The following is a 15,921-nucleotide window of genomic DNA, read 5'->3' on the forward strand; positions in this document are numbered from 1 at the left end:
CCCTCACAGTAACGCTTTCGACCTGACAGGAGTAATAACAATGGCAACCGAATATGCGGTGATCGCCGGTGGCTGTTTCTGGTGTACCGAAGCAGTGTTCAAAGATGTGATTGGCGTGGAGTCAGTCGAAAGTGGGTATACCGGCGGGGAGCGCCCGAACCCAACCTATGAGCAGGTGTGCAGCGGTGCCACCGGCCACGCCGAAGCGATCCGCGTCGGTTTCGATCCCGAGCAAGTGAAATATGGCGACCTGCTGGATATCAGCTTTGCGACGCACGATCCAACGCAGCTGAACCGTCAGGGCAACGACGTCGGTACTCAGTATCGTTCAGCGATCTTCCCGGCGAATCCAGAGCAGGAAGCCGAAGCGATTGCCGCCATTGCGCGTGCGCAAGCCGATCTCAACGTGCCGGTGGTGACCACCATCGAGCCGCTGAAAGAGTGGTATCCGGCAGAAGATTATCATCAGGATTACTGGGATGGCGCCGGCCAGCGTAACGGCTACTGCATGGCGGTGATTCCACCGAAACTGCAGAAGCTGCGTAAGAGCTTTGCCAACCGCGTGAAGCAGGACTAATCCAGCCCCCTAAGATGCGGCCTCTGCACGCCGCATCCAGTCCGCTTATCACCATCAAAGGTCGTCATTTATGACGACCTTTTTGCATTTAGCCGTCATAATAGCGCCCTCTTCTCTTCAGGAAGCGATGATGACCACGCCTCAACCCGCAATCCCCGCGCGCAAGCGGCCCATGAAACTCAACACGCTGGTGACGCTGATGCTCAGCGCGGTGATCGTGCTGGTGCTGCTGAGTGTGCACATGTTCTATTTCTTCCAGATTGGTGCTTCAACCCGTGCCCAGTTGGAAGATAAAGCCATGGCGGTGGCCCGCACGCTGGCGAGATCGCCGGAGATTCAGCAGGCGCTGACGCAGCCGGTGGCCAATGCCAATATCCAACCCATCGCGAAAGCCGTGGAAGAGAGCAACAATCTGCTGTTTATTACCGTCACCAATATGGACGGTATCCGCTATTCTCATCGCAATCCGGAACTGGTCGGTAAGCACTTTATCGGCGAGGACATTGGGCCTGCCCTGCGCGGCCATGAAAACGTCTCGGTGAACAAAGGTTCTTTAGCAAAAGCGCTGCGCGTGTTTACTCCGGTGTATAACGCGGAGGATCGGCAGATCGGCGTGGTGGCGATCGGTATTTCCCTTGATGCCGTGACCGATCAGATCAACGAAAGCCGCTGGAGCATTATCTGGACCATCCTGATTGGTACGCTGGCGGGGGCGATTGGCACCCTGGTGCTGGTGCGCGTGCTGAAGCGCATCTTGTTCGGCCTCGAACCCTACGAGATTTCCACTCTGTTTGAGCAGCGTCAGGCAATTCTCAACTCGGTCAAAGAGGGCGTGGTGGCGATGGACGATCAGGCACAGGTGACGCTGGTGAATCAGGCCGCGCGCACCCTGCTTAATGAGCCGTCGTCCAGCGGTATGATTGATAACGAGGGCATTGATGATGCCTCGGTGATCAACCAACACCTGCGAGATGTGCTGCACAGCGGCCGTGCGCGTCGTGATGAAGAGCTGAATGTGAATGGTCGCTTGTTGTTGTGCAATACGGTGCCGGTACGCAGCCAGGGACGCATTATTGGCGCGGTCTGTACTTTCAGGGACAAGACCGAAATCAGCCGATTGATGCAGCGTCTGACGGGCATGGTAAACTACGTCGATGCGTTGCGGGAGCGCTCGCACGAGTTCATGAACAAGCTGCACGTGATCCTCGGCCTACTGCACATGAAAAACTATGCGCAGGTGGAAGCGTATATTTTGAAAACCGCCAATAATTACCAGACTGAGATTGGCTATTTGCTCGATCGCATCAAGTCACCGGTGATTGCCGGTTTCCTGCTGAGCAAGATCAATCGCGTTTCGGATTGCGGACATCGCCTGACCATCAGCGATGCCAGCTTCGTGCCCGACAGCGGTAACGAAGACCAGATGGCGGCCCTGATCACCGTGGTCGGTAATCTGGTGGAGAATGCCATCGATGCGCTCAGCGAGCAGACCGAAGGCGAGATCCATGTGATGCTGCACTACCAAAACGGCTGGCTGGCGTGCGAAGTGAGTGACGATGGCCCCGGCATTGAGCCGGCCAATCTGGCGACAATTTTTGATAAAGGGTTCTCCACCAAAGGAGAGAACCGTGGTGTGGGCCTGTTCCTGCTGAAACAGCAAACGGAAAACCTCGGTGGCGGCGTGACCGTTGAGTCAGAACCCGGCGTATTTACCCAATTTTTAGTACAACTTCCCTGGGATGGAGGAAACCAATCCGCATGATCAATGTGTTAGTGGTCGATGATGACGCCATGGTCGCTGAGCTGAACCGCTCGTTTATCGGTCAGGTTCAGGGCTTTCACTGCTGTGGAACAGCTTCGACCCTGAAGCAAGCCAAAGAGATTCTGTTCAACAGCGACACCCCGATTGATTTGGTGCTGCTGGATATCTACATGCAGCAAGAGAATGGCCTCGATCTGTTGCCGGAACTGCGCAAAGCCCAGAGTTCGGTGGAAGTGATCATCATTTCATCCGCTGCCGATGCCGAGAACATCAAAACTTCGCTGCACTACGGCGTGGTGGATTATCTGATCAAGCCGTTCCAGTTCCCGCGTTTTGAAGAAGCGCTCACCAGCTGGCGGCAGAAGAAGTCGCTGATGGATAATCAGCACTACTATCAGCAGTCTGATGTCGATCTGTTGATCCATGGCAACCCGGCAACGCAGCATGACAACAAGCGCCTGCCGAAGGGTTTAACGCCGCAGACGCTGCGCACCTTGTGTCAGTGGATTGATGCCCATCCCGGCCATGAGTTCTCCACCGATGAGCTGGCGGCGGAAGTGAATATTTCGCGCGTGTCGTGCCGTAAATATCTGATCTGGCTGGCGCAGATTAATATTCTGTTCACCAGCATTCATTACGGCGCCACCGGCCGTCCGGTGTATCGCTATCGTTTACAGCCGGAATACCATTCGCTGTTGCAGCAATACTGTCAGTAACGCAGCTGCCAGTCGACATCGCGCTGCTGGAACTGAAAGTGGCGCGGTGAAGAGCAGATGATTTGCCGATCGCGCGTCACAAACACCGCATCCAGATCGGGCTGGTCGGCCAGATAAGCCAGCCCCTGCTCCACGCCCATGCCGTACAGCAGTGTGGTGTAGATGTCGCCATCCAGTGAGCGGTCGGAAATCACCGTCACGCTCAGTAACTCGTTGTCCAGCGGATAGCCGGTGTGTGGATCAAAGATGTGGTGCCAGCACTTGCCGTCCAGTTCGAAATAGCGCTCGTAAATTCCCGATGTCACCACCGATTTGCCCTGCACTTGCAGCACGCCCAGCAGTTCATCCTCACGCCCAAACGGCTTTTTCAGGCCAATGCTCCAGCCTTGTGGCTCGTGCGGTGGCGCGCCGAGCGTCTGCACATTGCCGCCAAGATTGATCAGCGCCTGCGGCACGCCCTGTTGGCGTAAAAACGCCTGCACCACATCCGCGATATACCCTTTGGCGATGGCCCCGAGATCGATCTCCATGCCCGGCTGTTGCAGGAACACCGAACGCTCTTCTTCGTTGAGGATCACCTGATGTGGATCGGTGAGCGGCAACAGTGCGGCAATCTCATTGGCGGGAGGCACGGCACGCCCCTGAAAACCAATCTTCCAGCGTTTGACCACCGGACCGATGGTGAAGTTGAATGCGCTGCCGGGTGACACACTGACGGCGTGTGCCACGCTGATCAGTCGGAACACCGCCTCACTGACGCGCACTGCATGGCGTCCCGCTGCCTGGTTGATCGACATCACTTCGGATTCGGCACGATTGACGGTGAACAGGTTTTCCTGCTGCTTGATAAGTTGAAAGACCTGACGGGCTAAGGTGGGGTTATCGTCGAAGAGTTTGAGCAGAATGGGCGAACCCATCAGAACAGCAGAGTAGGAGTAGACGCCTTCGGTCATAGAGCCTCGTTTACCCGCCATACTGCGCGCCAGTAGGTTGTGTCGATAACCCAATGACCGACCGCTGCCAGTCATTGGGATTCACCCTTAACGCTTTACTCTGGTACGCAATATTTTGGGTAATTAACGTTAATTAATTTCCTAACGCCAGTTTAGCCGCATTGTGACCGGCCTTGATACCGAAGATGATGATATCCGCTACTGCGTTACCGCCGATACGGTTCGCACCGTGGATACCGCCGACCACTTCACCAGCAGCCCAGGCACCGGGAATCACCTGTTTCTGCGCATCCAGCACCGCAGTATCGGTGTTGATGGTGACGCCGCCCATAGTGTGGTGCACCCCTGGGGCGATACGGATGGCGAAGTACGGGCCTTTATTCAGCGGGTGACGCAGCGCCGTTTTACGACCGAAGTCTTCATCATCCTGCTTCGCCACGAACTCGTTGTAACGACCGAGTGTGGTTTGCAGCGCTTCCTGATCCATGTTGAGTTTGACCGCCAGCTCGTGCGGGGTTGGTGCGCTAATCACAAAGCCTTTGGCAATATACTCGTCGGCCGCTTTGTTGTTGGCACGCACCTGCTCATCAAACACGATCCATGCGCTTTTCTCTGGCAGTGCGATGATCTCAGCAGAGACTTTGTCACGGGTTTCCATCTCATTGTAGAAACGCTTACCCGCCTGGCTGACCAGAATCGCCCCGCCGCCACGCATCGCTTCGGAGATCAGATAAGACGTAGTCTGCTCAACCGTTGGGTGAATCTGGATCTCGCCCATATCCACGGTATCCGCACCGATTTTTTGCAACATGGCGATACCGCTACCGGTGGCACCTTTGTGGTTGGTGGTCACGAAGCCATCCAACTCCGGACGGTATTTCACCACCATTTCGCGGTTAGCACTGAAACCGCCGGTGGCGACAATCACGCTTTTCGCATTAAGAATGCGGCTGTCATTGTACTCATCCACCACTTTGACGCCGGTAACGGCACCGTTTTCCACCAGGATCTCTGAAACTGAAGTCTCCAGCAGCACTTCGATTTCGCGCTGGTTGACGTTTTTCACCAGGCCGCTGATCAGGAAGCCACCGACGGCAGAACGGTCTTCCGGACGGTGCGTACGGTCGATGCTCATGCCGCCAGTAATGGTGATGTCGCACAGCTCGATATTTTTCGCCGCCAGCCACTCAATCGCTTCCGGCGCCTGCTCAACAAACTCGCGCAGCAGCACCGGGTTGTTTTTGAATTTACCGCCCTTCAGCGTCTCTTCGTAGAACAGCTCTTTGCTGTCTTCGATGCCTTTCAGTTTCTGATAGCGGGTTTCAGCGGCGTTCATGCCCACCGAGGCTTTGATGGTGTTACCGCCAATGGTCGGCATCTTCTCGATGATCACCACGCGTGCGCCGTCATCGTGTGCCTGAATCGCCGCCGCCAGACCGGCACCGCCAGTCCCCACCACCACCACGTCATAATTGACCGGTGCGTTCGGGTTACCGCCCTCTTCAATCACATACTCTTTACTGGAGGTGGTCAGTGCGCGGGACACCGCTTTTTTCAGCGCCTCACTCTGTGTGGTCGCACCGGTGATGGCATCGACGTGCGGGCTGTTCGCCACCAAAATGCGTTCACGCAGGCTTTCGAAGGTACTGGTAAAGTCGACATCCAGGCTGGGATCCGGCACCAGTGAGATATCAGTGATACGGTCGGTGTCGAGGGTGACGTTGATTTTCAGCTTCAGCGCTTCGGCTTCCACTTTCGCCTGGTAAACCCCGGCTTTGTATTTACGATGGCCATCGCTGACGTCGCGGATCATCGCATCCACCAGCGAGAAGCGCCACAGCGGTTCTGGAATCGTCAGCGCCTCACGCTTGGTGCTGTCGATGTAGAGCTCCATGTGCTCGTTTTTGATGATGCGGTCGGCCCAGTCCGGATAGGCGATGCAGGCTTTACCGACCGCCACCAAATCAAAGCCGTGCTCCAGCGCGTTCTCGGCATCTTCTTTATTCACCACACCACCCACGCCAATCACCGGCACTTTCGCCAGCGTGGCAGAGCGTTCGGCCAGGTATTTGGTGATCAGGGGCGTGGGATCTTTGGTATCGACAATCGATGGACGCAGCAGCTGTCCGACGGAGAAGTGCACGTAGTCCAGACCGCGCGCCGCCAGTTTTTCCAGCAGATACATCGTGTCATCCCAACGGATGCCGGGAACTTCCAGCTCTTCCGGTGAGAAGCGATAACCGATGATGAAGTCAGCCGCCGCAAAGCGATCGGCCATTTTATGGGTGATCTCCAGCACTTCCATTGGGAAGCGTGCGCGGTTATCGCGGCTGCCGCCCCATTTGTCGTCGCGCTGGTTGGAGTTAGGTGAGTAGAACTGCTGGATCAAATAGGTGTTCGCGCCGTGGATCTCAACACCGTCAAAACCGGCTTTGATCGCGCGGTTTACCGCATCACCAAACTTGGTGATCATCACATCGACTTCTTCGGCGGTCAGCGCTTGCGGTTTGGTGGCACCGTCACGCGGTGCGGCAATGGCGCTCGGTGCAACAGGGGTTTTGCCGCCAATCAGTGCCGGTTCCACCATGCGGCCACCGTGGTAAATCTGCAGAATGGCTTTTGAACCTTCAGATTTGATCGCATGGGCGATTTTCGCCAGCCCGGCAATTTTGTTGTCGCTGTCGATACCCAACGCGCCAGGGAAAGCCGGGCCACGGTTATCAATAAAGCAGCATTCGACAATCACCGTACCGATACTGCCCGCACGTACGCGGTAATACTCGACCAAATCGCTGGTGACACCGCCGTCAAAATAGCCGGTACAGGTGGTCATCGGGGCCATCACCAGACGGTTTTTCAGCACCGCACCTTTCGGCAGCGTTAGCGGGTTAAGGATTGGGGTGAGCTTATTCATAATGAGCAACTCCAGAATTAAGAAATTGTGTATTCAATTCTTTGGCGGTTCGGCGCGGATTTATAATTATTTAAGTGGTCCGATTTCATGGCGTAAATATACCATTTTATTTAGTTACATAACCCAGAATGTTAGTTATATAAGTTTTACGGTTGGAAATGATATTTGATGCTCATTGCCAGAATAGGCGCTCCGCTAAGTTTTAACCAAGACTTGACAAAAATCAACTTTTTCCTTACATTTAAAACAAATGCAGTACTATCATAAAGATAAAAGCCTCCAACCCGCCTCATTTTGCTCGATTTTTCGCGTTTCGATAGTTTGTAGCGTTTAATCCACAGCAGACAGAAAGTTAAATAAAAAGCAAAAGATAAAAATTAAAAAACAGTGCATATTTTTTATTGATCTAGATCAAAGGAGATATTTTAATTAATCGCATCTTAGCTGCATTCAATTGATAATTCGCGTATCGAATTTGCAAAGCAAAGTTTCATCAAAGAACAAAATTTAAATTGTCACGACTCATCTGCTGCACGCATGTTGAAACCAAAAGAACAGTGTGTTCGTGACAATCAATCGCATTCTTCCTAACTTGCAGACAAAACTATGAACACACAAACAACCCAGAGTGCCTCCCCCGTAGTGCCTCCTGCGGCGCCGGGGAAAAAGAATCGCCTGATTATGTTGTGCCTGCCGATCATTGTGGCGGTGCTGTTGCTGCTGGTGCCGACCCCTGCCGGGCTGGAACCTTACGCATGGCACTTCTTTGCTATCTTCGTTGGCGTGATTGTCGGGCTGATCTTTGAGCCGCTGCCCGGTGCCGTTATCGGCCTGACTGGCGTGGTGGTGATAGCGCTGTTCAGCCAGTGGGTGCTGTTCAGCCCGGCCGAACTGGCGGATCCCAAGTTCAAAACCGCCGCGCAGTCGTTCAAATGGGCAGTGAGTGGCTTCGGCAACTCCACCGTCTGGCTGATCTTCGGTGCCTTTATGTTTGCCGCCGGCTACGATAAAACCCAGTTCGGACGCCGCCTGGCGCTGATTCTGGTGAAGTATCTCGGCCGCCGCAGCCTGACGCTCGGTTACGCCATCACCTTCGCTGACCTGTTACTGGCACCGTTTACGCCCTCTAACACTGCGCGCAGTGGCGGTACCATCTACCCGATCATCGCCAACCTGCCGCCGCTGTACGGTTCAAAACCGAATGACCCGAGCGCACGTAAGATTGGTTCTTACCTGATGTGGGTGGCTATCACCGCCGCCTGTATCACCAGTTCGATGTTCCTCTCTGCACTGGCACCGAACCTGCTGGCGCTGGCGCTGGTAAAAAGCGTGGTGGGCTTCGAAATCTCCTGGGGCATGTGGTTCCTCGCCTTCCTGCCGCTCGGCGTGCTGTTGATTCTCACCATGCCGCTGCTGGCCTACTGGCTCTATCCGCCGGAAGTGAAGGTTAATGACGAAGTGCCACGTTGGGCGACCGCTGAACTGGCGAAGCTCGGCAAGCTGTCACGCAATGAAATCCTGCTGCTGGTGTTTGTGGTCTCAGCACTGATGATGTGGATCTTCGCTGCCGCATGGATTGAGCCAGCGATGGCCGCCCTGCTGGTTATCGTGCTGATGCTGTGGACCGGTGTACTCAACTGGAACGATATCACCAGCAACAAAGCGGCATGGAACACCTTTGCCTGGTTCGCCACGCTGGTCGCCCTGGCAGATGGTCTGGCACGTGTGGGCTTTATCGCCTGGCTGGGTAAAGAAGGTGCGCAGCTGCTGCACGGTTATGACCCACAAGTCTCGGCGGTGGTGTTGCTGGTGGCCTTCTACTTACTGCACTACCTGTTCGCCAGTACCACTGCGCACACCACTGCGCTGTTGCCTGCGATGCTAACCATTGCCGCCTCGATTCCGGGCATCAATATGCCAGTGTTCTGCCTGATGATGTGTGTATCCTTAGGTGTGATGGGTATCATCACCCCGTACGGCACCGGCCCAAGCCCGATTTATTACGGTAGCGGCTACCTGCCAACCAAAGATTACTGGCGTCTCGGTACCATCTTTGGTGCCATCTTCCTGATTGCTCTGATGGTAATTGCTTACCCATGGATGGTGATGATGTTCTGATGATGTTGCTCCGATGTTAAAATCGGAGCCGCGCAGAGCCGTGAAAGTGTTATGATGCTCGCCAGTCAGCCCTTGCGGAGGGCTGGCGAGAGAAAATCAAAAAACAGATCGCCTAATTTGTCACCTGCCACTCTGACAGGCGACACGAAGCTAAGTGAGCCAACATGTCGAACAAACCCTTCTATTATCAGAATCCCTTTCCTCTCGCCAAAGATGATACCGAATACTATCTGCTGAGCCGCGATTACGTCTCAGTAGCCAACTTCGATGGCGAAGAGGTGTTGAAAGTCGATCCGAAAGCCCTGACGCTGCTGGCGAAGCAGGCATTCCATGATGCTTCATTCATGCTGCGCGCCTCGCATCAGGCGCAGGTTGCTGCGATTCTGGCGGATGACGAAGCCAGCAAGAACGACAAATACGTTGCCCTGCAGTTCCTGCGTAACTCGGAAATCGCTGCCAAAGGTGTGTTGCCGACCTGCCAGGACACCGGCACGGCAATCATCATGGGCAAAAAAGGCCAGCGCGTCTGGACCGGCGGTGGCGATGAAGCCGCGCTGTCACAAGGCGTCTATAACACCTTTATTGAAGACAACCTGCGTTACTCGCAGAACGCCGCGCTGGATATGTACAAAGAGGTCAATACCGGCACCAACCTGCCGGCGCAGATCGATCTCTACAGCGTGGATGGCGACGAGTACAAATTCCTGTGCATCGCCAAAGGCGGCGGTTCTGCCAACAAAACTTACCTGTATCAGGAAACCAAAGCGCTGATCACCCCGGCCAAGCTGAAGAATTATCTGGTTGATAAGATGATGTCACTCGGCACTGCCGCCTGCCCGCCGTACCATATCGCGTTTGTGATTGGCGGTACCTCAGCAGAAAGCACGCTGAAAACCGTCAAGCTGGCTTCCACCCACTACTACGATTCACTGCCGACCGAAGGTAACGAACACGGTCAGGCATTCCGTGATGTCGCGCTGGAGCAGGAACTGCTGAAAGCCTCACAAGAGTTGGGCCTTGGCGCACAGTTCGGCGGTAAATACTTCGCCCACGATATTCGCGTGGTGCGTCTGCCGCGTCATGGTGCGTCTTGCCCGGTGGGCATGGGTGTGTCCTGCTCGGCTGACCGTAATATCAAAGCCAAAATCAACCGCGAAGGCATCTGGATCGAGAAACTGGAAGATAACCCAGGCCGCTATATCCCGGAAGAACTGCGTCAGCAGGGCGAAGGCGAAGTGGTGAATGTCGATCTTAACCAGCCAATGAGTGAAATTCTGGCGCTGCTGTCGGCGTATCCGGTCTCGACTCGTTTGTCGCTGAACGGCACCATCATCGTGGCGCGTGATATTGCCCACGCCAAGCTGAAAGAGCGTATTGATAACGGCGAAGGTTTGCCGCAGTACATCAAGGATCACCCAGTGTATTACGCGGGTCCGGCGAAAACCCCGGAAGGTTATGCATCCGGCTCACTCGGCCCAACCACTGCCGGTCGTATGGACTCCTACGTTGACCTGCTGCAGGAACACGGCGGCAGCATGGTGATGCTGGCGAAAGGCAACCGCAGCAAACAAGTGACTGATGCCTGCCATAAACACGGCGGTTTCTACCTCGGCAGCATCGGCGGCCCGGCAGCGGTACTGGCGCAGCAGAGTATTAAGAGTCTGGAATGCGTGGAGTATGCGGAACTGGGAATGGAAGCCATCTGGAAGATTGAAGTGGAGAACTTCCCGGCGTTTATCCTGGTGGATGACAAAGGCAACGACTTCTTCCAGCAGATCCACAATCAGTGTTCTGCCTGCGTGAAGTAAGGCTTTAAAAGCCGTACTAAAACTAAAAATCCGCGGCTTATGGCTGCGGATTTTTTTATGGGGTGAGCACTGCGCGATGCTTACATCGCACCGAGTTGTACATCTAACAGCATATCGGCATCATCATCGTTTTGACCAATCACGTAGATCGCCTGACGTCCCGGTAGATTCACCGTGATGATGTGCTGATCATCGGCATCCAGCACGTCGTCGTGCTGTTCCTGAAACTTGTGCAATGTGTTCATGTTTTTCCTTAAAATGTTGCGCGACTTTACTTTCCCTACACTCTTATATCGACAAGACCCGGCTCAAATGTAGCGGAATATTCTGCTTTCGTGATGCAGGCACTCTGTCACGGCCAAATGACAGTCTGATTAAAGAAGTAACGCACATTTCTTACTGTGAGGATGTCAGCGCCGGACAACCCGGTAGCGCCGGATAACGGATGCAATCCGCTGTCACCGCCTTCTCACTGTGCGGTGTCCCATCCGGTGCCCAGCGGTAGTCCACCATGTAGGCGCGATACACCGTGTTGCCACTGTAGTGATCGCGCGGCATCGCTTTGCCGTAAAACGGGCTGACGTACTCCCAGACAATCGCGCCCTGCGGTGTCACCTGGAACAGGCGGCCGCTCTGCCCTTCGTTGATCAAGGTGTTGCCATTCGGCAGGCGCTGCGCGTTGCTGATATAGGCACTGTAGAAGGTGGAGATCGCTTGTCCTGATTTCTCGCCGGTGTACTCCCAGACGATTTGTTTGGTCTGCGGGTTCAGTTCAATGACGCGTGAAGCGGAGAAGAATCCTTGTCGCGTGGGCGGGAATCCGGCGTTGCCCTGATTATCAAAAATCAGAATATTGCCAGCACCCGGTAAGCCCGGTCCGATCATGTGCACATCGTGCTCGCCAATCAGTTGATCCAGTGGACGTGGCAGCGGCGTATCCAGCTTCAGCGCCGGATAATCTGGCCCGATGCGCCAAACCACTTTGCCCGTCTGCCGATCGACAATCACGGCCACGTTGCCGTTGCGCGAGTTAAACAGGATGTTGTCAGGGGCAAAGCGCTGATCGCCTTTATCAAACCACGGATTTGGCCCCAGCGGTGCCGCCGTGTTCATATGCAAAAAGTCAGCGTCCTGGCTGTCACGGATCATCGCCAGTTGCGCATCAGAAAAGCCCAGCTCATTGAGGTGATCGGCCACTGACCAGCTCCACAGCTTTTCCCCCTGCGGCGACACTTCCTCCAGCGTATTATCGATAATGCGATAGTTGTAGCCGGGCAGCTGCCGTAGTGCCGCGCCCAGCACCAGCGTGTTGCCATCTGCCAGGCGCTGGATTTCATGGTGTTGATGCACCGGCTGCTGCTGACTGCCGTATTGCCACTGTACCGCACCGTTCCAGTCCACTTCCGCCACGCTGGCATTCACCATGCCGTTGCCGGGGCTGGCTTCCTTATCGAGATCTTTCTGACGCTCCAGTTGTACCAGCAGATGCCCCCGCTGGCCGTTGACGCGATCTGTGGGAATTGGCCAGCTCGGGAATCCTTCATAGGCCCAGCGATGCACTTCCTGCCCGGTCATATCAATTAAGTGGGTTTGGTTATCGCTGCCGGGGATCACCACATAACCGTTCCAGGCACGCGCGGGATCGTAATACGTCACGCCCGTAGGAAACGCACTGGGAATGGCCGATGCACCAAATGAGAGGGACAACAGGCAGACAGACAACGTTGCCGCAATACGCATAATTCACCATCCTGACTAAGGGAGAAAGAAAACGCCCTTATAGGGTAGATGCGAATGGCGGCAGGATTAGTCCGAATGAGGCATGTGGGAGAAAAGGCAGCGGCATGACCCGCTGCCTGAGTGCTTAGAAGAAGCCCAGCGGTTGCGTGCTGTAGCTCACCAGCAGGTTTTTGGTTTGCTGGTAGTGATCAAGCATCATTTTATGGGTCTCGCGACCGATACCGGATTTTTTATAGCCACCGAACGCCGCATGTGCCGGATAGAGGTGATAACAGTTGGTCCAGACACGACCCGCTTTAATCGCGCGCCCCATGCGATAGGCGCGGTTGATGTCGCGGGTCCAGACGCCAGCACCCAGCCCATAGATTGAGTCATTGGCGATGGCGAGGGCTTCCGCTTCATCTTTGAAGGTCAGCACACCGACCACCGGTCCAAAGATCTCCTCCTGGAACACGCGCATGCTGTTGTCGCCTTTCAGCAGCGTTGGCTGGATGTAGTAGCCGCTATCGAACGCTTCTCCAATTTTCTCTACACCGCCGCCGTGCAGCACCTGTGCGCCCTCTTTCTGTGCGATTTCCAGATAAGAGAGGATTTTGTCGAACTGTTGCTGCGACGCCTGCGCGCCAATCATGGTTTCGGTATCCAGCGGATCGCCGCGCTTGATGGTTTTAATACGTTTCATGACGGCCGCCATAAACGGCTCAAAGATCGACTCCTGCACCAGCGCACGCGACGGGCAAGTACAGACTTCACCCTGATTGAGGAAGCCGAGCACCACGCCTTCTGCCGCTTTCTCGATAAAGCTCTCTTCCGCATCCATAATGTCTTCAAAGAAGATGTTCGGTGATTTGCCGCCCAGCTCAACGGTGGACGGGATCAGGCTTTTCGCCGCCAATTCGAGGATATGCCCACCGGTAGCGGTCGAGCCGGTAAAGGCGATCTTGGCGATACCCGGATGTGACGCCAGCGCTTCACCGGCTTCTTTACCGTAACCGTGCACCACGTTGATGACACCCGGTGGCACCAGATCTTTGATCACTTCCATAAACAGGGTGATCGACAAGGGCGTCTGCTCAGCCGGTTTCAACACCACGCAGTTACCCGCTCCGAGCGCCGGAGCCAGTTTCCACGCCGCCATTAACAGCGGGAAGTTCCACGGGATGATTTGCCCGACCACGCCCAGCGGTTCGTGGAAGTGATAAGCGGCGGTGAATTCATCGATTTCTGCTGCGGTACCTTCCTGTGCGCGCACGCAGCCCGCGAAGTAGCGGAAGTGATCTACCGCCAGCGGGAGGTCAGCGGCCAGGGTTTCACGTACCGGCTTGCCGTTATCCCAGGTTTCGTTGACCGCGATGTATTCCAGCTTCTCTTCCAGTCGATCGGCGATTTTCAGCAGCACCAGCGAACGTGCCTGCGGGGAGGTTTTGCCCCAGGCATCTGCAGCGGCCTGTGCTGCCGCCACCGCATTATCGATATCGGCCTTATCCGAACGCGGGAACTCGCCGATGGTAGAACCGTTGATGGGGGTGGTGTTGACGAAGTAATTACCGTTCACCGGCGCAACGAATTCGCCGTTGATAAAGTTGCCATAACGCGATTGCAGAGTGATGAGAGAACCTTGTTCTCCCGGAGCAGCGTAACGCATGGTGTTTCTCCTTGCGGACAGAGTGGCGAATAACAACTATGAAACCTGTTATTAACATTGATCGATCAATGTCAGCCTGTCAGATCGCAGAGCGGGAAACTGTGACCGCACCGAAGGAAAATTCCGGCAATGAGGGTTTGAGATTTATGCGTGATGATCCTGCACGTCAGTCTCAGCATTGATTAAACGTTACGCTCTTGCCCGCCGCAGATGGCGGGAGTCTATTGCGCCAATTCACAGCCAGGTTATCAGCTTTACATCTCTCCAATTTCTTCCCCGCTTCGTTGCGGAAAATTCCGAGTTTTGCCGCATATGCAGCGAAAAGCGAAACAAACGCAATGAATTTGGTCAATATGAAACAGGATACCCATCAGGAGAAAGAGATGTTGGCTTCAGCCCTGACGTTAATGCGCGCCAAAGCGAACTTTGTTCAGCAATTTATTCGAAACCCGCGCAAGATGGGCAGCATCACGCCCTCCTCTGCTGCGCTGTGCCGCACCATGTGCGATGCCGCCAACTGGGATCACAGCCTGCGTATCGCCGAACTCGGTGCCGGTGACGGCGTGTTAACCCGTCATATTCTGGACAGAATGTCGCCGCAGGCTCAATTAGATGTGTTCGAGATCAGTCCAGATTTAGTGAAGAGTTTGCGCGCGTGGAGCGATCCGCGCATGCAGGTGCGTGCGTGCTCAGCCGAGTACTTGTCGGGTGAATACGATGTGATCTTTTCCGGCCTGCCGCTGCTGTCGCTGCCGCCGGAAACCCGCGAAGCGATTCTGAGCGCCGTGCACGATGTATTGGGCCCGCGCGGTGTATTTATCCAGTTTCAATACACCTCATTGACCCAACCGACTCTGTCACGTTACTTCACCTGGCAGCGCCAGCGGGTGCTGAAAAATATGCCGCCCGCCTGGGTTTATCGCTGCACACGGCATTACGCGCCCTGAGCCTGCACGCGCGGCTGCAGCCGCGTTTGCTGCCAGAATCTTTGGAGCAACTCACGTGACCAATCCTCACCGGCGACCTGCGCGCCATCATCACTCACGCCTTCCGGTAAGCAGGTGGTCATGATTTCGCGGGTAAACTCCGGGTGGAACTGCACCGACAGCGCCTGCGGGGAATAACGTAAAATCTGGCAGCCATCCAGCTCGGAACGTGCCAATACTTCAGCCTGCGAGGGCGGCGTAATCACCGACTGACGATGTGACAACCACGCCTGGAATTCACCTGGAAACGTCGCTAACCAGGGATCATCACTGGCAGTGTGGGTCAGGGTTTTCAAGCCGCGCTCCCAGCCGTTCGGGTTATCACCCACTTTGCCGCCCAGCGCATACGCCATCAGCTGATGACCGTAACAGACGCCCAGCAGCGGCAGCTCCGCTTCCAGCGCACCACGGATCCATGCGGCCGTGCGTTCGCTCCAGTCGGCGTGGTCGGTGACCATTGCCCAGGAGCCGCTGAGAATCGCGCCGCTGACGCGATCAAACGCCGGCAGCTCTTCGCCAAGATGCGGACGGACAATCACATAGTCTTCAGGCTGCAGTTGCAGCGCATCAATAAACCAGACGGGTTGTTCACCAATTTGCGCCACAACCTGCGGTGGCGGCACTTCGAGTTGAATCAGAGCAAGGGGTAACGCGCGGGTGTGTGTCATTCCGAATTCATTCCTTAACGGAGTCAGCTTTCGG

The 15,921-nt window shown here is 55.3% G+C and carries 12 protein-coding genes; 6 read left to right on the forward strand and 6 right to left on the reverse strand.

All coding sequences use genetic code 11. From position 1 onward, the window contains the following. Positions 1 to 40 precede the first annotated feature (40 nt). From msrA to dcuR, 3 genes are all read left to right on the forward strand, one after another. Positions 41 to 577 carry a peptide-methionine (S)-S-oxide reductase MsrA gene (msrA, locus tag WFP70_RS08780; RefSeq protein ID WP_337023237.1) on the forward strand — a complete coding sequence of 179 codons (537 nt, stop codon included), beginning with the start codon at positions 41 to 43 and terminating at the stop codon, positions 575 to 577. Positions 578 to 707: 130 nt separating this feature from the next. Next, positions 708 to 2,339: a sensor histidine kinase gene (locus WFP70_RS08785; RefSeq protein ID WP_337023281.1), complete on the forward strand. Its 1,632-nt coding sequence runs from the start codon at positions 708 to 710 to the stop codon at positions 2,337 to 2,339. Further along, on the forward strand, positions 2,336 to 3,055 hold the full coding sequence (dcuR, locus tag WFP70_RS08790) for a two-component system response regulator DcuR (RefSeq protein WP_034821922.1): 720 nt from the start codon (positions 2,336 to 2,338) through the stop codon (positions 3,053 to 3,055). The genes WFP70_RS08785 and dcuR overlap by 4 nt, the downstream gene beginning before the upstream one ends. Here the strand turns inward: dcuR and WFP70_RS08795 are convergent. Both WFP70_RS08795 and WFP70_RS08800 read right to left on the reverse strand, forming a co-directional pair. Further along, positions 3,049 to 4,008, reverse strand: a complete 960-nt coding sequence (locus tag WFP70_RS08795) for an FAD:protein FMN transferase (RefSeq protein ID WP_211727973.1) — start codon at positions 4,006 to 4,008, stop codon at positions 3,049 to 3,051. The genes dcuR and WFP70_RS08795 overlap by 7 nt on opposite strands. A gap of 133 nt (positions 4,009 to 4,141) precedes the next feature. Continuing rightward, positions 4,142 to 6,922 (reverse strand): flavocytochrome c, encoded by a 2,781-nt coding sequence (locus WFP70_RS08800; protein WP_097119218.1) that lies wholly within the window; start codon positions 6,920 to 6,922, stop codon positions 4,142 to 4,144. A gap of 606 nt (positions 6,923 to 7,528) precedes the next feature. On the opposite strand from WFP70_RS08800, the gene WFP70_RS08805 reads away from it, so the two are divergent. Continuing rightward, positions 7,529 to 9,040, forward strand: a complete 1,512-nt coding sequence (locus WFP70_RS08805) for an anion permease (protein ID WP_034821926.1) — start codon at positions 7,529 to 7,531, stop codon at positions 9,038 to 9,040. Positions 9,041 to 9,204: 164 nt separating this feature from the next. Next, a complete protein-coding gene (fumA, locus tag WFP70_RS08810; protein WP_337023236.1) occupies positions 9,205 to 10,848 on the forward strand; it encodes a class I fumarate hydratase FumA in 1,644 nt (547 codons plus the stop codon). An 80-nt stretch (positions 10,849 to 10,928) separates the two neighbouring features. Here the strand turns inward: fumA and WFP70_RS08815 are convergent, their stop codons facing one another. The 3 genes from WFP70_RS08815 to exaC all read right to left on the reverse strand — a co-directional run bounded on the left by WFP70_RS08815 (position 10,929) and on the right by exaC (position 14,233). After that, a complete protein-coding gene (locus WFP70_RS08815; RefSeq protein WP_166931753.1) occupies positions 10,929 to 11,093 on the reverse strand; it encodes a hypothetical protein in 165 nt (54 codons plus the stop codon). A 151-nt stretch (positions 11,094 to 11,244) separates the two neighbouring features. Continuing rightward, positions 11,245 to 12,588, reverse strand: a complete 1,344-nt coding sequence (locus tag WFP70_RS08820) for an aryl-sulfate sulfotransferase (protein WP_337023235.1) — start codon at positions 12,586 to 12,588, stop codon at positions 11,245 to 11,247. Positions 12,589 to 12,712: 124 nt separating this feature from the next. Beyond that, the gene (exaC, locus tag WFP70_RS08825) at positions 12,713 to 14,233 is read right to left on the reverse strand and encodes an acetaldehyde dehydrogenase ExaC (protein ID WP_160832521.1); all 1,521 of its coding nucleotides are present in this window, start codon (positions 14,231 to 14,233) and stop codon (positions 12,713 to 12,715) included. Positions 14,234 to 14,616: 383 nt separating this feature from the next. On the opposite strand from exaC, the gene WFP70_RS08830 reads away from it, so the two are divergent. Continuing rightward, the gene (locus tag WFP70_RS08830) at positions 14,617 to 15,180 is read left to right on the forward strand and encodes a class I SAM-dependent methyltransferase (RefSeq protein WP_097119214.1); all 564 of its coding nucleotides are present in this window, start codon (positions 14,617 to 14,619) and stop codon (positions 15,178 to 15,180) included. On the opposite strand, the gene WFP70_RS08835 is transcribed toward WFP70_RS08830, so the two are convergent. Continuing rightward, complete coding sequence (locus WFP70_RS08835) at positions 15,168 to 15,887, reverse strand: glutamine amidotransferase (RefSeq protein WP_337023234.1); 720 nt, start codon at positions 15,885 to 15,887, stop codon at positions 15,168 to 15,170. The genes WFP70_RS08830 and WFP70_RS08835 overlap by 13 nt on opposite strands. Positions 15,888 to 15,921: the final 34 nt, after the last annotated feature.

Source organism: Pantoea sp. USMM079 (genome assembly GCF_037153115.1).
Lineage (GTDB): Bacteria > Pseudomonadota > Gammaproteobacteria > Enterobacterales > Enterobacteriaceae > Pantoea > Pantoea communis.